The following is a 17,226-nucleotide window of genomic DNA, read 5'->3' as shown; positions in this document are numbered from 1 at the left end:
CGCCGACGCGCGCGTCTGCGAGCCAGGGGGGCGGGGGCTCCGGCTGCTCGGGGGGCTGCCCGACTGATCGCCGCGAATCGGCGTCGGACGAAGGATCCTCGAAGGCCGCAGATTGCTGCAGACGAGGTCAGCGCGATCCGGCAGGTTTCACGTTTCGCCCGAAGAATTACGGCCGCTCCGGTCCTTATCTCTTCCCGCTCGGCGGCCTGCGACGTTCGGTTGGCGCAAGCCCGATTTGCCGCAATGGGAACGGGTTTTGCATTGACGATCCGGTGAACCCGTAATCGAGCGGCTCGGCCGGTCTTTTGTCGCACTCGGTTATAACTATATTTGACGAAGGTTGTTGTTGCCTGACCGGGCGGCGGCGATCATGATGGCAAGGGGCCACAGAGGACGCGCATGCCGACTTTTTCTCAAAGCCTTGAACAATCCCTGCATCGTGCGCTGGCGATCGCCAACGAGCGTCATCATCAATACGCGACACTGGAACATCTCCTTCTGTCCTTGATCGATGACAGCGATGCCGCGGCCGTGATGCGCGCGTGCAGCGTCGACCTCGACAAGCTGCGCGGCAGTCTCGTGAACTACCTCGAAACCGAGTTCGAAAATCTGGTCACCGACGGCAGCGACGACGCCAAGCCGACCGCAGGTTTCCAGCGTGTGATCCAGCGCGCCGTGATCCACGTTCAGTCGTCGGGCCGCGAAGAGGTCACCGGCGCCAACGTGCTGATCGCGATCTTCGCCGAGCGTGAGAGCCACGCCGCGTACTTCCTGCAGGAGCAGGACATGACGCGCTACGATGCCGTGAACTACATCAGCCACGGCATCGCCAAGCGTCCTGGTGTCTCCGAAGCGCGCCCGGTTCGTGGCGTCGACGAGGAGACCGAAGCCAAGGGCAACGAGGACTCCAAGAAAAAGGGCGAGGCGCTGGAAACCTATTGCGTCAATCTCAACAAGAAGGCGCGTGACGGCAAGATCGATCCGGTGATCGGCCGCAACTCCGAGATCAACCGCGCCATCCAGGTGCTGTGCCGGCGCCAGAAGAACAACCCGCTGTTCGTCGGCGAAGCCGGCGTCGGCAAGACGGCGATCGCCGAGGGCCTCGCCAAGCGCATCGTCGACAGCGAAGTTCCCGAGGTGCTGTCGGCCGCGACCGTGTTCTCGCTCGACATGGGCACCTTGCTCGCGGGCACGCGCTATCGCGGCGACTTCGAGGAGCGCCTGAAGCAGGTGCTGAAGGAGCTCGAGGCGCATCCGAACGCGATCCTGTTCATCGACGAGATCCACACCGTGATCGGTGCCGGTGCGACGTCGGGCGGCGCGATGGATGCGTCCAACCTGCTCAAGCCGGCGCTGGCCTCGGGCTCGATCCGCTGCATGGGCTCGACGACCTACAAGGAGTATCGCCAGCATTTCGAGAAGGACCGTGCGCTGGTGCGCCGGTTCCAGAAGATCGACGTCAACGAGCCGTCGGTCGAGGATGCGATCGCGATCCTGAAGGGGCTGAAGCCGTACTTCGAGGACTATCACCGGCTGAAATACACCAACGAGGCCATCGAGGCCGCGGTGCAGCTGTCGTCGCGCTACATCCATGACCGCAAGCTGCCGGACAAGGCGATCGACGTGATCGACGAATCCGGTGCGGCGCAGATGCTGCTGGCCGAGAACAAGCGCAAGAAGACGATCGGCATCAAGGAGATCGAGACCACGATCGCCACGATGGCGCGGATCCCGCCGAAGAGCGTGTCGAAGGACGACGCCGAGGTGCTCAAGCATCTCGAGCAGACCCTCAAGCGCGTGGTGTTCGGCCAGGACAAGGCGATCGATTCGCTGTCGGCCTCGATCAAGCTGGCGCGGGCCGGCCTGCGCGAGCCGGAGAAGCCGATCGGCTGCTACCTGTTCTCGGGTCCGACCGGCGTCGGCAAGACCGAGGTCGCCAAGCAGCTCGCCTCGACCCTCGGCGTCGAGCTCCTGCGCTTCGACATGTCGGAGTACATGGAGCGGCACACGGTGTCGCGCCTGATCGGCGCGCCTCCCGGCTATGTCGGCTTCGACCAGGGCGGCCTCCTGACCGACGGCGTCGACCAGCATCCGCATTGCGTGGTGCTGCTGGACGAGATCGAGAAGGCGCATCCGGATCTCTACAATGTTCTGCTGCAGATCATGGATCACGGCCGGCTCACCGACCACAACGGCAAGCAGGTCAACTTCCGCAACGTGATCCTGATCATGACCACGAATGCAGGCGCGGCCGACATGGCCAAGCAGGCGTTCGGCTTCCATCGCTCGAAGCGGGAAGGTGACGATCACGAGGCGATCAACCGGCAGTTCGCGCCGGAATTCCGCAACCGGCTCGACTCCATCGTCTCGTTCGCGCACCTCAACGTCGAGGTGATCGGAATGGTCGTCGAGAAGTTCGTGCTGCAGCTCGAGGCCCAGCTCGCCGATCGCGACGTCACGATCGAGCTGTCGGAGCCGGCGAAGAGCTGGCTGATCCAGCACGGCTATGACGAGCAGATGGGCGCGCGCCCGATGGGCCGCGTGATCCAGGAGCACATCAAGAAGCCGCTGGCTGATGAGGTGCTGTTCGGCAAGCTGAAGGGCGGCGGCCACGTCCGCGTCGTGCTCGTCAAGGACGAGTCCGGCGTCGAGGAGAAGATCGGCTTCGAGTTCGTCGAGGGCCCGGTCACGCCGAAGTCCGAAGTTCCGGCGGCGCGCAAGCGCAAGCCGAAATCCGGCGGCGGCTCGAAGGGGCCGGCTCCGAAGGGACCGCTGGTCAAGGCGTAAGCCTGACGCGACGAGATGAGTACGAAAGGCCGGCCGTCGCGCCGGCCTTTTTCGTTGACGGGAGGTGCTTTGATGCGACGTCCGGCTCAGGCCGGCTTGACGAAGAAATACACCGTCAGGCCGCAGCCGACGGCGATGATGAAGCGGCGCACATGGGCCGGCGGGATGATCTGGCTGAGCCGCGCGCCGACGAAGCCGCCGACCATGGCAGCGCCCATCATCGTCAGCGTCTCCAGCCAATGCACGCGGCCCGAGAACGCAAAGATGGCGGAGGCCGTCATATTCATGAGCGCGGCGAGCAGCACCTTCATGCCGTTCATGGCGCGGATGTCGCGCAGGCCATAGAACACCAGCGCGGCCAGCATCAGGATGCCGATGCCGCCGCCGAAATAGCCGCCATAGATCGCGATCACGAACTGCACCGCCTGGATGGTCCGCGGCCCGAACCAGCGCGCGCCATCCTTTGGCGTAAAGCGCATGCCGAATGCGAACACCATCGTGGCGAACAGCAACAGCCAGGGCACCAGCCGGCTGAAGGCGGCCGACGGTGTGACCAGGAGCAGCGCGGCGCCGAGCGTGCCGCCGAGCAGGCTGATGATCGACAGCCGCACGAGGTCGTGACGCCACGGCGCCTTTGCGTCGTTCAAGATCTCACGGGAGGCCCAGGCGCTGACGAACTGGCCGGGGCACAGCGCGACGGTGCTGGAGGCGTTGGCGTCGATGGCCGGGATGCCGGCCGCAAGCAGCGTCGGGAAGGTCAGGAACGCGCCGCCGCCGGCCAGCGCATTGACGATACCCGAGCCGAAGGCGGCGAGGGCGAGCAGGGCCAGCATCGTCCAGTCCGTCATCGCTGTCGCTACTCGCCCTTCAGCCGCTGGCCGTCCTGGACGCGGACGCGCTCGGCGCCGCGGGCGCCGGCCGGCGACAGCCTGAGCATGCTCAGGAATGCGCCGACCAGCGCGAAACCGACGCCGGTCAAGAGCGACAGCCGCGTGCCGTCGGTCGTGTCGATCGCCAGGAACATCGCGACGAGGGCTGCGCCCGTGGTCTGGCCGAGCAGCCGCGCCGTCCCGAGCATGCCGCTGGCGCCGCCCGCGCGCTCGCGCGGGGCGGCCGCGATCATCGTGCGGTTGTTGGGCGTCTGAAACAGCCCGAAGCCGCAGCCCGCCAGCGCCATGCGCCAGACGACGTCCCATGCCGACGGCTCGCGCGGCAGCAGGCCGAGCGCACCGAGCCCGCAGGCGAAGATCACCAATCCGATCCCACCAAGCAGGCCGGCCGGCACGCGCTCGACCAGCCGGCCCGCCAGTGGCGCGGTCAGGCCGACCGCGATCGGCCACGGCGTGATCAGGAGACCCATCTGCACCGGCGAATAGCCGAAATGGCTTTCGAGATAGAAGGGGATGGCGACGAAGGCGAGCATCTGGCCGCAGAACGACGAGATCGAGGTCGCAATCGACAGCGCGAACACCGGGATGCGCAAGAGGTCGAGCGGCAGCAGCGGCGAGGCCATGTGGGTCTGGCGCCAGACCAGCCACACGCCGGCCGTGATGGCGACGACGAACTCGATCGCGCAGGTCACCAGCGCCTCGCCATGGCCGAGGCTGTCCACGGCGGCGATCAGGAAGCCGAAGGCGACCGCGCTCAGCGCCGCGCTCTGCCAGTCGAACATGTGCGGGGCGCGCGGCGTATGCGGCAGGAAGCGGAAGCCGAAGACGAAGGTGACGATGCCGAGCGGCACGTTGATCGCGAACAGCCACGGCCAGCTGCCGACGGCGAGAATGCCGGCGGCGATGGTCGGACCGACCGCGGCGGACACTGCGACCACCATCGCATTGATGCCGATGCCGCGGCCGAGCAGAGCGTGCGGGTAGGTGAAACGTACCAGCGCCGAGTTGACGCTGAGGATGCCGGCGGCGCCAAAGCCCTGCAGGATGCGCGCGAGCGTCAGCAGCAGCAGGCTGTCGGCGAGCGCGCAGAACGCGGAGGCCGCCGTGAACAGCACGAGGCCGGTGAGATAGACCCGCCGATAGCCGATGATCTCGCCAAGCGAGGCCAGCGGCAGCAGCGAGATCGTGACCGCGAGCTGGTAGCCGTTGACGATCCAGATGGAGAACGCCGGGCTGGCGTTCAGGTCGCGGGCGATCGTCGGCAGCGCCACATTGGCGATGGCGCCGTCGACCACGGCCAGCACGATGCCGAGCGCGATCGTCACGATCGCCCAGGTGCGCTGCGGCAGCGGCAGTCCGTCGGCGTGCAGACCTGGGGTCGTCGGCGTCATCATGCGGGCTCCGGCCGCTGCCGGGCCGCGGACAATGGACGGGAACGGGCAACACGGCGGTACATATCCCGTTCCACGCCGGCGGAGCGCGCCGACGCGTCACCGCCGTTTGGGGCGGACCTGAATCGCCTTGAGATAGTTGGCCGCGGCTTCCGCCTCGGGCCGGTCGAACTGGAAGCTCGGCATGTCCTTGTGAATGGTCGACAGGCCGGCCTGCAGCCGCTGGGCGAAATCCTCGTCGTAGAGCTTGCTGTCACCGAAGGTCCTGAACGGGGGCGCGTCGGGGTGCGGGCTGGCGCCCGTGAGACCTACGGCATGGCATCGGCTGCAAAGGCTTTGCAAGAGCGCTTTTCCACGCTTCTGCTCGCTGTCCAGCGCATGGCTTGGGCCTGTGAGCAGGCACGTCAAAGCCAACCCAAGCCCTGCTCGCATGATCATGTCACGTTCACCCGACTTATCCGGCCTACCAGCGGCCGGTGGCCTTTCCATAGGCGTAAAGCCCGATCAGGCCAATGCTCACGATCGTCGAGCCGATCAGGATGATCAGATCCCAACGGGGAGGATCGTCATCATCCCGGTTCAACGTCAGCAGGGTAAACAGAGCCTTCAAGGCAAAACGGCGCATCGCAGATCCGGCCCGGCCGACCAGCGCATGCGGCCAGCGCGTTGCAAGGGAGTTTCGAGGGGAGTTTAGCGCTTCAACGTGCTGCGCCGCCACTCGCGTGGCGACAGGCCGAACTGCTCGCGGAACACGCGGCCGAAATGCGAGAGGTCATTGAAGCCCCAGGAAAAGGCGATCTCGCTGATCTGACGATGAGCCAGCATCGGCGAGCCGAGATCGCGCCGGCACTGCGTGAGCCGCTCGGCCAGCACGAAGCGCTGGAACGACGTCTCCTCGTCCGAGAACAGATCGTTGACGTAGCGCGCCGAGAGCCCGAGCTCGCGTGCGATCTCCGGCAGTGAGAGGTCGGCGTCGGACAGCCGGGTGCGGACGTGCGCCTTGATCCGATAGAGCAGCGCTGCGCGGTGGCTCGAGGCGGGCAGGGGCTGGGTGCACAGCCGCTCGGCCAGGGTCATGGCGAGCAGGTCGGCGGCCTGGTCCGCCAGCCGTTCGGCATGCTCGGGGCCGATGCGCTCGGCGCGCTCGCAGAGCCTGACGATGAAGTCGTGGGCGAGTGGCTGGAGCGGGCTGTCGGAGCCGAAGCTGATCGCCGTCACGGTCTCGGTCGGACCGATCCGGCGCTGCAGCATCTCGCGCGGGAGCTTGAACACGATCTGCTTGAACGCGGCGTCGAACTGCAGCTCGTACGGGCGGGTCGTGTCGTAGATCGCGAACTCCCCGGGCCTGATCACGGTGTCGCGGCCATCCTGGACGACGCCGCCGATCCCCTCGCGCCCGAGCGCGATGAGGATGAAGTCGGCATCCGCCCGGGAGATCCGCTGCGAGGTCCGGTGCACGCGCTGCCGGTCCGAGGCGACCTCGGAGCACACGGCCCGTCCCAACGCGGTGTGGGTCACCGAGCCGCGAAACGCGCTGCCGAGATCGGAGGTGCAATCGAGCCCGACATAGACGTCGCAGACGATGTCCTGCCACAGCGCCAGCCGGCGGTGGCCCGGGCTTCCGTCGGTGGTGAACAGGATCGGCATCGCTCCGTCTCCTCCTGCACCTGTGCCTGCGGCAATGCAGCAAATTCCGGGCCGGCTCGATCTTCGTCGCAGCCGCAGTCGAATGTTCGTTCCCTGGGAGACGAGCGCGAAAGCCGGCTGGCGTCAATAGTTGGGCCGGTCGCGGCGCCACCCGCCGCGCACGGGCATCAGGGAGCAGCAGCGATGGGACTGGCACATCCGAAATACAAGGTGGCGGTGGTGCAGGCGGCGCCGGCCTGGCTCGACCTGGACGCCTCGATCAAGAAGACCATCGCCCTGATCGAGGAGGCCGCCGACAAGGGCGCCAAGCTGATCGCGTTTCCGGAGGTCTTCATCCCCGGCTACCCCTGGCACATCTGGATGGACTCGCCAGCCTGGTGCATCGGCCGTGGCTTCGTGCAGCGCTATTTCGACAATTCGCTGGCCTATGACAGCCCGCAGGCCGAGGCGCTGCGGGCCGCCGTGCGCAAGGCGAAGCTGACGGCCGTGCTGGGACTCTCCGAGCGCGACGGCGGCAGCCTCTACATCGCGCAATGGCTGATCGGCCCTGACGGCGAGACCATCGCCCGGCGCCGCAAGCTGCGGCCGACCCATGCCGAGCGCACCGTCTATGGCGAGGGCGACGGCAGTGACCTTGCGGTGCATGATCGTCCCGACATCGGCCGGATCGGTGCGCTGTGCTGCTGGGAGCATCTGCAGCCGCTGTCGAAATACGCGATGTACGCGCAGAACGAGCAGGTGCATGTCGCCGCGTGGCCGAGCTTCTCGCTGTACGATCCGTTCGCGCCGGCGCTCGGCGCCGAGGTCAATAACGCCGCCTCGCGCGTCTATGCGGTCGAGGGCTCGTGCTTCGTGCTGGCGCCGTGCGCCACCGTCTCGCAGGCGATGATCGACGAGCTGTGTGACCGGCCCGACAAGCACGCGCTGCTGCATGTCGGCGGCGGCCACGCCGCGATCTTCGGTCCGGATGGCTCTTCGCTCGCCGAGAAGCTGCCGCCGGAGCAGGAAGGCCTGCTGGTCGCCGAGATCGATTTGGGCATGATCGGCATCGCCAAGAATGCCGCCGATCCGGCGGGGCACTATTCGCGCCCCGATGTGACCCGGCTGCTGCTCAACAAGAAGCCGCTCAACCGGGTCGAGCAGTTCGCGCTGCCGGTCGATGCGGTCGCTCCTGGCGAAGCGCAATCGGCAGCTGGCTGACAGGCTTGGCGAGCGGGCTAGGTCCCGGCCTCCGGTTGGGCCGGCGGCGGGGCCGACCGCCGCGGTGGTCGCTGCGCACGGCCTGCCGGTGCCGCCATGCGCGGCTGCAAGGTGACGATCACCGGGTTCGGCTTGTGGTCGGTCGCCGCGCCCGTCGCTGCGTCCACTCCCATGCCGATCAGGCCGCCCGCCAGGATGTTGCCGGCGAAGCCGGCCGCGCCGGTCGCCGGGATGTCCTTGGTCAACGGGATGATCTGGGTCTCGTAGCCAGGCTTTTCGATGGTGACGGAGATGTCGGCATTGCGCTTGGCGACGAACGAGCAGGGAGTCGTGCAGGTCATCGGCGCTTCGAGACCGGCGACCGTGGCCTCGGCGCCGGACGGCGTCGACGCGACGCTGATCGTCTCGGTTGTACCCCGCGTCACGGACGCGCAACCTCCCAGCGCGGCGCACAGCGCCACCAACGCTACAACTCTCATTTGGTACTGCCCCCTTGAAACCCGGGGGAACTCAAGCGCAACTGGAGCGGGACGGCAAGCGCAATCAGCATTATCCGAAGAAATTCCCGGGCGAGTTTCGCCCGAGTGTGGCTTTCACACCTGCTTTCCACGAACCTGCCGCGCAATCGCCTTCTGCGCATCGAACTCGGCGCGCCGCCGCGCCAGCTCCTGCGGCGCGAGCATGGCGGGATTGCTGTAGTCGCGCTTCCAGCCGTGATCCTCGCTCCACTGCAAAGGCGATTGCACGGTCGTGCGTGCGGCTGGTGAACTCTCGAGGACACGTAAAGCCAAATCGAGCGTGAAGGCCTGCGAGGCCGCGTCGTGCGGCTTGCCGGCGGAGTTGCCGAGCGGAAAATCCGAGAACAGGAAGCGCGGCGCGGCGGCGTGCTCGACGATGTCCTTGGCGCAGCCCATGACGACGGTCGCGACGCCGTTCGCTTCGAGATGCCGTGCCACAAGGCTCACGGTCTGGTGGCACACCGGACAGTTCGGCACCAGCACGACGGCGTCGATCGCGTCGGCGCGGCAGCGCGCGAGAATCTCCGGCGCATCGGTCTCGATCGTCACGCGGTGGCTGCGATTGGTCGGCGCGCCGAAGAAACGCGGTCCGACCGTGCCGATGCGGCCTTCACCTGCCAGCCTTAGGAGCTGTGGTAGCGGAAACCAGGTGCCGGCATCCTCGGCCGAGGTGTGCACGCGATCATAGGCGATGTGGGAAATGCGCAGGTCGTGCTGCGCCGACGTGTCGCCGTCATAGACGGAGTAGAACTTGGCGCCGCCATTGTAGGGCGCGCCGGGACCTTGATCGCCTTTGGCGGGATCGAAAGGCGCGGCCGTGGTGACGATGGTGACGCGCGACTGCGCGAGCGGCTTGCGCAGCGGCTGAAACGGCGCCGACGTGTAGTGGGCCCAGCGATAGGGCGTGTCATAGCCGATCGCCAGATAGTAGTCGCGCGTGCGCGCCATATAGGACAATGGCGCATCGCTGTCGGGCGCGAAGCCGAGTCTGTCGTCGGTCGGTGCGGTCATCCGTCGCGCTCCCTGCAGGACTTGGGGATTGCTAGCCGGCTCGTTCGCCGTGTCAAGGCGCCGCGCGGTGGAACCCCGCATGGTTTTCGGCTTTGTCTGTCGGTAGAATTCCAACCATTGCACCGCGCTCACGATGCTTTCCATGGTTTCCGTTGCTCGCATGGCCTGTCTCGGCCTTGCCTTGATGCTGACCATGCCCGTGTCCGGCGTGGCGGCGGAGCAGGCCTCCGACCGTGACAATGCGGTGCCGGCTGATCCGAAGGACGGCGCGCGGCAGGATTCGCCGCAGGAGGCTGCGAAGCCGGCAGGCGCTGCAGCAGAGGGCCCGGAGAACAAGACCGATGAGTCCAAGGAGAGCGGCACGCGCGAGGCGATCTGCCTGATGATCGAATCCGCAGCCAAGGCGAATGATCTGCCGCTCGAATTCTTCGCCCGCGTGATCTGGCAGGAGAGCCGCTTTCAGAGCGATGCAGTCGGGCCGGTCACGCGCAACGGCCAGCGCGCGCAGGGAATCGCCCAGTTCATGCCGGGCACGGCGAACGAGCGCCAATTGCTCGATCCGTTCGATCCGGTTCAGGCGCTGCCGAAGTCGGCGCAGTTCCTGGCCGAGCTGCGCGATCAGTTCGGCAATCTCGGGCTCGCGGCGGCGGCCTACAATGCGGGGCCGCGCCGGGTGCAGGACTGGCTCGCCGGCAAGGGGCAGATGCCGTGGGAGACCCGCAACTACGTCGCGGCCATCACCGGTTCGTCGATCGACGATTGGGCCGCGGCGGGGAAGGGCGGCAAGATGCCGCCGAGCCCGCCGCCGACCTCGTGTCATCAACTGATGGCGCTGCTGAAGCGTGCGCCGAACCCGTTCGTCCGCGAGCTTGAGCAGCATGTCGCGCTGGCGGCTGCGAAACCGTGGGGCGTGCAACTGGCTGCCGGCTTTGATCGCAATCGTGCGCTGTCGATGTACGCCCGCGCCATCAAGGGGCTCGGCACCATCATCGGTGACCGCGACCCCAGCCTGCTGTCGTCGGTGATGCGCTCGCGCGGCAACCGGGCGTTCTACCAGGTGCGGATCGGTGCCGAGAGCCGGCCCGAGGCGGACGGCCTCTGCAACCGCATCCGCCGCGCCGGAGGCGCCTGCTTCGTGCTGCGCAACCGGGTCTGACGCGGGACGGATTGCGCGCCGCGCAGAGCCGCGCGCGCGTGACGGCGGTTGACGCGAGCGGCTTTCGAAAGCCTTATCTTGGTTCGTTCCGCTGGGCCGCCCGTGACACTTCCTCCGCTCGATTCGCCGCAATGGCATGGTTCACTGCGCGCCTTCGGCTGGGGGCTGCGCGCGACGTCGGCGACCATCCTGTCGCTGGTGCTGTTCGTCACCTTCATCGGCATCGGCGCGCTCGCGCACGACACCCATTTCAGCATGCTCTGGGCGATCCTGAGCACGGTGCTGGTATGGGCCGGGCCGGCGCAGATCATCCTGGTCTCCACGCTCGGCTCCGGCCAGACCATTCTGCAATCGGCGATCGCGGTGACGATGAGCGCGATCCGGCTGTTTCCAATGGTGGTGGCGGTGCTGCCGCTGATCCGCTCGCCCCAGACCAAGCGGCGGCACCTGGTGCTGATCGCGCATTTCACCGCAGTCACCCTGTGGGTCGAATGCTATCGCTTCCTGCCGCATGTGCCGCGCGAGCGCCGCATCGCCTTCGTCCATGGCCTCGGCACCGGCCTGATGGGGATTGCGCTGATCGCGACCATCATCGGGTATCTTCTCGCCGCCAATCTGTCGCAGACCTTCGGCGCCGCGGTGCTCTTGCTGACGCCGCTGGCCTTCCTGTTCTCGACCCTGCGCAACGCCAGGGAGCTTGCCGACGTGCTCGCGCTCGGTCTTGGCCTCGTGCTGTATCCTCTGGCCGCCCAGCTCAACAGCGGCGTCGACATCCTGGTCAGCGGCGTCGTCGCGGGAACGCTTGCGTTCGGCGCGCACAAATGGCGCGAGCGGCGGGGGCTGGCATGAGCGACTTCATCGGCGATTGGCATGCGCTCGTGGTGCTGCTGGTGGCAGGCGTGATCCCCAACCAGATCTGGCGCCTGCTCGGACTTTGGTTCGGCAGCGGGCTCGACGAGGGCTCGGACCTGCTGATGTGGGTCAAGGCGGTCGCGACCGCGATCCTGGCGGGGGTCATCGCCCAGATCCTGGTGCAGCCGCCGGGCGCGCTCGCCAGCGTGCCGTGGGGCCTGCGCTACGGTGCCGTCGTTGCCGGCCTTGCGGCCTTCATGGCGACCCGTCGCTCGATCTTCGCCGGTGTCGTCTGCGGCGAGGCCGCGATGCTGGCCGGCAAATGGTGGCTCGGATGAGTTGCGCGATCTTGCGCGGCCGCAATTGCGGTGAGCCGAGGTTCGGATAGATTGCCGGGAAGACCTGAGGACTCCGCAATGACCGCTGATACCGATCTCCGCCCGGGCGAAGTCGCCATCGACGCGCCACAGCCGCGCGACGCCACGCTGTATTTCATCGGCCGTATCCGCACGCCCTGGACCTCGCGTCTGGAGACGCCGCGGCAGGGCAGCTTCGAGGGGCCGGTGTGCCGGCTCGAGATCTTCGAGCCCTGGGTGCCGGCGCTAGAGGGCATCGACAGTTTCAGCCATCTCCAGGTGCTGTACTGGCTCAACCGGGCGCGCCGTGATCTCGTAAAGCAGAGCCCGCGCCATCATGATGGCGAGACCCGGGGCACCTTCGCGCTGCGCTCGCCGGTGCGTCCCAATCCGATCGGCGTGTCGACGGTCCGCTTCGTCGCGCTGGAGGGCAGCACCGTTCTGGTGCGCGGTCTCGACTGCCTCGACGAGACGCCGCTGATCGATCTGAAACCGGATCACTGCGTGTTCACGCCGGCGGCGGCTGGCAAGGATGACAAATAGGACCGACAGATCCGGATGTCGAAGGTGAACAAGCGGCCGCAGAAGACGGTGACGGCTCTGGATGCGATCACGGCGGACCTCGTCGCCGTGCTGGTGGCGGTGACCGACGGGCAGCCCAGGATCATGACGATCGAGCACGCTGCGGCGCTGCCGAGCGGACCGTTTCAGTTCGGGCACCGCTCGCTGCAGACCGGCCTGCGCGCCTGGGTCGAGGCCCAGACCGGCCATCCCCTGGGCTATGTCGAGCAGCTCTACACCTTCGCCGACCGTGGCCGTACCGGCGATCCCGACGCGCCGCACCGGATCTCCATCAGCTATCTCGGCCTGACCCGTGAGGAGGAGGGGCGCGAGGGCGCGGATGCGCAATGGTCATCCTGGTACGACTACTTCCCGTGGGAGGATCATCGCGACGGGCCGCCGGCGATCCTGGCCAAGATCATCGCGCCGAAGCTGAAAGCCTGGGCCCGATCCGCCGACGAGCCGACGCTGCAGAAGACCAGGTGGCGGCGCGCCGCCATCACCTTCGGCCTCGATGGCCGCGAGTGGAACGAGGAGCTGACGCTGCAGCGCTACGAGCTGCTGTATGAGGCGGGGCTGATCCCCGAGAGCGTGCGCGAAAAGGGAGGCGATCCGATCGTGCCGGGCCGCGCCATGACGGGTGATCACCGCCGCATTCTCGCCACCGGCATCGCGCGGCTGCGCGCCAAGATCAAATACCGGCCGGTCGTGTTCGAGTTGATGCCGGAAGAATTTACCCTCCTGCAACTGCAACGCAGCGTCGAGGCCTTGGCAGGCCGGCTCGTCCACAAGCAGAACTTCCGCCGCCTCATCGAGCAGCAGGAACTCGTTGAAGAGACAGGCGCAATCGCTGCCGACACGATCGGTCGGCCGGCCAAGCTGTTTCGCTTCCGGCAGGGCGTTCTGGCCGAGCGGGCGGTGGTCGGAACCAAGCTGCCGCTCTCGCGGTCTTGATCGCCCGCTCTTGACAAGGCTTATGCTCAGGATAAGTATAAGGCATCTTATGCTCATGGAGAGTATAAATGGCCGATCTTGTCCTGCCCGCCGTCGCGCCGAATGCATCGCTTGCTGAGCGTCTGAGGCGGGTGATCCCGCCGCCGGAATGGGCTGTCTTCGAGGACGATGTCGAAGCCATCCTGGCGCTGAAGCGCCGGCGCAATGCCGTGGTGCTGGCGCACAACTATCAGACGCCCGAGATCTATCACGGCGTCGCCGACATCGTCGGCGACAGCCTGCTGCTGGCGCGCGAAGCGACCAAGGTCGATGCCGAGGTGATCGTGCTCGCCGGCGTCCACTTCATGGCGGAGACCGCCAAGCTGCTCAATCCCGACAAGACGGTGCTGATCCCCGACGTGGAGGCGGGCTGCTCATTGGCGGAGTCGATCACCGCCGCCGACGTCCGGCTGATGCGCGCGCGCCACCCGGGCGTGCCCGTGGTCGCCTATGTCAACACGTCGGTGGCCGTGAAGGCCGAGTCCGACGTCTGCTGCACGTCCGGCAACGCGCGCGCGGTCGTCGAGTCGCTCGGTGTCGATCACGTCATCATGCTGCCGGATGAATATCTCGCGCGCAACGTCGCCGCACAGACCAAGGTCAGGATCACGGCCTGGAAAGGGCATTGCGAGGTCCATGAGCGCTTCAGCGCCGATGACGTCCGCACGCTACGCGACAACCATCCCGGGGTCACCGTGCTCGCGCATCCGGAGTGTCCGCCGGAGGTGGTGGCGGAGGCCGACTTCGCCGGCTCCACCGCGGCGATGTCGGACTTCGTCGGAGCAAGACGGCCGGTCCGGGTGGTGCTGCTCACGGAATGCTCGATGAGCGACAATGTCGCCGTGCTCCATCCCGACATCGAGTTCATCCGCCCCTGCAATCTGTGCCCGCACATGAAGCGGATCACGTTGAAGAACATCCGCCATGCGCTCGAGACCAATACGCACGAGGTCACGATCGATCCCGCGATGGCCGAGCGCGCGCGGCGCGCCGTGGAAAGGATGCTGGCATCATGAGCATCGATGTTTCGAAGTTGGCTGGCCGTCCCGTGATCATCGGCGGCGGAGCCGCAGGTCTGACGACGGCGCTTCAGCTCGCGCCCGAGCCCGTCGTGCTGCTGTCGAAGTCGCCGCTCGGCGCCGAGGCATCGAGCATGTGGGCGCAAGGCGGACTGGCCGCGGCGGTTGGCGATGACGATGATCCGTCGCTGCATCTTAAGGACACGCTCGCTGCCGGAGCGGGATTGTGCGACGAGTCCGCCGCGCGCCGTATCATCGATGCTGCGCCGGCCGCGGTCGAGCGCCTCGCCCAGCTCGGCGTCGCGTTCGACCGGCATGCGGATGGACGCTGGCGTCTGGGCCTGGAGGCCGCGCACAGCCGCAAGCGGATCGTGCATGCGACCGGCGACGGCACGGGACGCGAGATCATGCGCGCACTGATCGCGGCTGTGCGGCGTTGTGCTTCGGTGACCTTGCTCGAGGGCGTCGAGGCGCGCCGGCTGATTGTCGACGACAACGCGATCCAGGGCGTGGTTGCGGTGCGCGGCGATGCGGCTCTGATCCTCGCCACGACACGCGTCGTGATCGCAACCGGCGGCATCGGCGGGCTGTTCCTCGACAGCACCAATCCCACCGGCTGCTTCGGCCAGGGGCTCGCGCTGGCGGCGCGGGCCGGGTCCGTGCTGTCCGATCTCGAATTCGTGCAGTTTCACCCCACCGCGTTTGACGGGCCCTCGCGGCCGCTGCCGCTTCTCACCGAGGCGATCCGCGGCGACGGTGCGGTGCTGATCGACGAGACCGGCACGCGCTTCATGGCCGACGAGCCGGGGGCCGAGCTGGCGCCCCGCGACGTGGTGGCGCGCGCGGTGTGGCGGCGCCGCGCGCAGGGACACCGTGTGTTGCTCGATGCGCGCGACAAGCCGGGCAAGGATTTCGCCGCGCGCTATCCCGTGATCAGCGCCTTCTGCCGCATGGCGGGCATCGATCCCGCGCGCGATCCGATCCCCGTGCGGCCAGCCGTGCACTATCATATGGGCGGCGTCGCTGTTGACGCGATGGGACGCAGCACGGTCGAGGGCTTGTGGGCCTGTGGCGAGGCCAGCCGCACCGGCCTGCACGGCGCCAACCGGCTCGCCAGCAACTCGCTGATGGAAGCGATCGTCTGCGCGCAATGGGTGGCCGAAAGCGTGGCCGGCGCGCCGCAGCGTGCCGGCAAGCCATGCGCGGTGGCGGCTATTCCGCCGGCGTCCGATCCGTCGGCCGTACGGCCACTGCTGTCGCATGCGCTCGGCGTGATGCGCGAGCGCCGCACGATCGCGGCGGCCGTCCGCAGCCTGCTTCCGCTGGCGGAGCAGGCCGGGCCCGCGGCTGATCCTGCGCTGGTCGGCCTGATGATCGCGGTCGCGGCGCATGCCCGTGGGGAGAGCCGCGGCGCGCATTTCCGCAGCGATCGTCCGGACACGCGGACCGTCGCGCAGCCGTCCAGCTTCACTCTGCCCGAGGCGATTGCGGTTGCGCGCGACATCGTCGAGGCCGAGCAGACGCCGTTGAGGAGTGCAGTGCCATGAGTCTCAATCCTCTCTCGCCCTTGCTCTACGAGCCGCTGGTGCGCATGGCGCTGCTTGAGGATCTCGGCCGGGCCGGCGACATCACCACCGATGCCATCGTGCCGGCCGAGCAGCGCGCATCGCTGAAGCTGCGGGCGCGCCAGCACGGCGTGATCGCGGGCCTCGATGTGGCGCGCTGCGCCTTCCAGACCGTCTCGCCGGACGTGCGCCTGGAGGTCGTGCGGCCTGATGGCAGCGCCGCGGCGCCGGGAGACACGATCGCAACCATCAGCGGCCCGGCGCGGGCGCTGCTGACCGGCGAGCGCGTGGCGCTCAACTTCCTCTGCCGCTTGAGCGGGGTCGCCAGCGCGACGGCGTCGCTGGTCGCGGCGGTGAAAGGGACCAAGGCGCAGATCGTCTGTACCCGGAAGACCACGCCGGGCCTGCGCGCGCTGGAGAAATATGCGGTGCGCGCCGGAGGCGGCGGCAATCATCGGTTCGGGCTCGACGATGCCGTCCTGATCAAGGACAACCACATCGCCATCGCCGGCGGCATCAAGGCTGCCATCACGCGCGCGAAGGCCCATGCCGGCCATCTCGTCAAGATCGAGGTCGAGGTCGACACCTTGGCGCAGCTCGAGCAGGCGCTGACGCTCGGCGTCGACGCGGTGCTGCTCGACAACATGACGCCGGCGGAGCTCGAAACCGCGGTGGGCATGATCGGCGGCAAGGCCATCGCCGAAGCCTCGGGCCGGATCACCGTGGAGACCGCGCCCGCGATCGCCGCGGCCGGCGTCGACCTGATCTCCGTCGGCTGGATCACGCATTCGTCGGCCGCGCTGGACATCGGGCTCGACGAGGCCTGATCAGCCCTTCAGCGCCGCAATCAGCTTCGCCGCGTTCTCCTCCAGCACCTTCGGATCTTCCTTGCGGCTCGCGGGCGGCAGCAGGGAATCGCCATTGTGGCGCGGCATGATGTGGACGTGCAGGTGGAACACCATCTGCCCGCCGGCATGCTCATTGAACTGCTGCACGGTGATGCCGTCGGCGGCGAACGCGGTCTTGGCCGCGCGCGCGATGGTCCGCACGGCACGGCCGACATGGAGGTAGTCCTCCTCGGTGATATCAAGGATGTTGCGGGCCGGCACCTTCGGGATCACCAGCGTATGCCCGGGGACGCGCGGCATGATGTCGAGGAACGCCAGCACGTGGTCGTTCTCGTAGACCTTGGTGCAGGGGAATTCGCCGCGCAGGATCTTTGCGAACGGATTGTTGGGATCGTAGGCGGTCATGGGCAGTCCCTTAAGCGGTTCTTCTTG

At 67.4% G+C, this 17,226-nt stretch carries 18 protein-coding genes; 10 read left to right on the top strand and 8 right to left on the bottom strand.

The genetic code is table 11. The features are described from left to right. The first annotated feature begins 399 nt into the window (after nt 1-399). The gene (gene clpA, locus QX128_RS11455) at nt 400-2,787 is read left to right on the top strand and encodes an ATP-dependent Clp protease ATP-binding subunit ClpA (RefSeq protein ID WP_315804135.1); all 2,388 of its coding nucleotides are present in this window, start codon (nt 400-402) and stop codon (nt 2,785-2,787) included. An 86-nt stretch (nt 2,788-2,873) separates the two neighbouring features. Here clpA and QX128_RS11450 read toward each other — a convergent pair whose 3' ends face one another. From QX128_RS11450 to QX128_RS11430, 5 genes are all read right to left on the bottom strand, one after another. Beyond that, nucleotides 2,874-3,635, bottom strand: coding sequence for a sulfite exporter TauE/SafE family protein (locus QX128_RS11450; protein WP_316218264.1), 762 nt, complete (start codon nt 3,633-3,635; stop codon nt 2,874-2,876). A gap of 8 nt (nt 3,636-3,643) precedes the next feature. Further along, nucleotides 3,644-5,068: an MFS transporter gene (locus tag QX128_RS11445; protein WP_316181822.1), complete on the bottom strand. Its 1,425-nt coding sequence runs from the start codon at nt 5,066-5,068 to the stop codon at nt 3,644-3,646. 99 nt (nt 5,069-5,167) lie between these two features. Continuing rightward, a complete protein-coding gene (locus QX128_RS11440) occupies nt 5,168-5,506 on the bottom strand; it encodes a cytochrome c (RefSeq protein WP_315804133.1) in 339 nt (112 codons plus the stop codon). A 25-nt stretch (nt 5,507-5,531) separates the two neighbouring features. After that, nucleotides 5,532-5,693, bottom strand: a complete 162-nt coding sequence (locus QX128_RS11435; protein WP_315804132.1) for a hypothetical protein — start codon at nt 5,691-5,693, stop codon at nt 5,532-5,534. A gap of 65 nt (nt 5,694-5,758) precedes the next feature. Further along, on the bottom strand, nt 5,759-6,715 hold the full coding sequence (locus tag QX128_RS11430; protein ID WP_316218265.1) for a helix-turn-helix domain-containing protein: 957 nt from the start codon (nt 6,713-6,715) through the stop codon (nt 5,759-5,761). 183 nt (nt 6,716-6,898) lie between these two features. Between QX128_RS11430 and QX128_RS11425 the strand changes: the two genes are divergently transcribed. Then, nucleotides 6,899-7,915 (top strand): carbon-nitrogen hydrolase family protein, encoded by a 1,017-nt coding sequence (locus tag QX128_RS11425; protein WP_316218266.1) that lies wholly within the window; start codon nt 6,899-6,901, stop codon nt 7,913-7,915. A 17-nt stretch (nt 7,916-7,932) separates the two neighbouring features. On the opposite strand, the gene QX128_RS11420 is transcribed toward QX128_RS11425, so the two are convergent. Both QX128_RS11420 and QX128_RS11415 read right to left on the bottom strand, forming a co-directional pair. Next, nucleotides 7,933-8,394, bottom strand: coding sequence for a PEGA domain-containing protein (locus QX128_RS11420; protein WP_316181829.1), 462 nt, complete (start codon nt 8,392-8,394; stop codon nt 7,933-7,935). A 114-nt stretch (nt 8,395-8,508) separates the two neighbouring features. Beyond that, nucleotides 8,509-9,444 carry a glycine reductase gene (locus QX128_RS11415; protein ID WP_316181830.1) on the bottom strand — a complete coding sequence of 312 codons (936 nt, stop codon included), beginning with the start codon at nt 9,442-9,444 and terminating at the stop codon, nt 8,509-8,511. 142 nt (nt 9,445-9,586) lie between these two features. Between QX128_RS11415 and QX128_RS11410 the strand changes: the two genes are divergently transcribed. From QX128_RS11410 to nadC, 8 genes are all read left to right on the top strand, one after another. Further along, nucleotides 9,587-10,600 carry a lytic transglycosylase domain-containing protein gene (locus QX128_RS11410; protein WP_316237483.1) on the top strand — a complete coding sequence of 338 codons (1,014 nt, stop codon included), beginning with the start codon at nt 9,587-9,589 and terminating at the stop codon, nt 10,598-10,600. A 102-nt stretch (nt 10,601-10,702) separates the two neighbouring features. Then, a complete protein-coding gene (locus QX128_RS11405) occupies nt 10,703-11,449 on the top strand; it encodes an AzlC family ABC transporter permease (RefSeq protein WP_316237482.1) in 747 nt (248 codons plus the stop codon). Further along, entirely contained in the window at nt 11,446-11,790 is a 345-nt protein-coding gene (locus tag QX128_RS11400) for an AzlD domain-containing protein (RefSeq protein ID WP_315804125.1), read from the top strand. The genes QX128_RS11405 and QX128_RS11400 overlap by 4 nt, the downstream gene beginning before the upstream one ends. 78 nt (nt 11,791-11,868) lie before the next feature. Further along, a complete protein-coding gene (gene tsaA, locus QX128_RS11395; protein ID WP_315804124.1) occupies nt 11,869-12,351 on the top strand; it encodes a tRNA (N6-threonylcarbamoyladenosine(37)-N6)-methyltransferase TrmO in 483 nt (160 codons plus the stop codon). A gap of 15 nt (nt 12,352-12,366) precedes the next feature. Beyond that, nucleotides 12,367-13,323: an NrtR DNA-binding winged helix domain-containing protein gene (locus QX128_RS11390; protein WP_315804123.1), complete on the top strand. Its 957-nt coding sequence runs from the start codon at nt 12,367-12,369 to the stop codon at nt 13,321-13,323. Between the two features lie 68 nt (nt 13,324-13,391). Beyond that, nucleotides 13,392-14,378, top strand: a complete 987-nt coding sequence (gene nadA, locus QX128_RS11385; protein ID WP_316181838.1) for a quinolinate synthase NadA — start codon at nt 13,392-13,394, stop codon at nt 14,376-14,378. Then, nucleotides 14,375-15,928, top strand: coding sequence for an L-aspartate oxidase (locus QX128_RS11380; protein ID WP_316237481.1), 1,554 nt, complete (start codon nt 14,375-14,377; stop codon nt 15,926-15,928). Before nadA ends, QX128_RS11380 begins: the two co-directional genes overlap by 4 nt. Continuing rightward, on the top strand, nt 15,925-16,773 hold the full coding sequence (nadC, locus tag QX128_RS11375) for a carboxylating nicotinate-nucleotide diphosphorylase (protein WP_315804120.1): 849 nt from the start codon (nt 15,925-15,927) through the stop codon (nt 16,771-16,773). Before QX128_RS11380 ends, nadC begins: the two co-directional genes overlap by 4 nt. On the opposite strand, the gene QX128_RS11370 is transcribed toward nadC, so the two are convergent. Next, nucleotides 16,774-17,199 carry an HIT family protein gene (locus QX128_RS11370; RefSeq protein WP_315804119.1) on the bottom strand — a complete coding sequence of 142 codons (426 nt, stop codon included), beginning with the start codon at nt 17,197-17,199 and terminating at the stop codon, nt 16,774-16,776. Nucleotides 17,200-17,226: the final 27 nt, after the last annotated feature.

Origin of the sequence: Bradyrhizobium sp. SZCCHNR1015, assembly GCF_032489875.1 — a bacterium.
GTDB lineage: Bacteria > Pseudomonadota > Alphaproteobacteria > Rhizobiales > Xanthobacteraceae > Bradyrhizobium.
The sequence above is the reverse complement of the archived record's forward strand: the minus strand, read 5'-3'. Positions and strand labels throughout refer to the sequence as shown.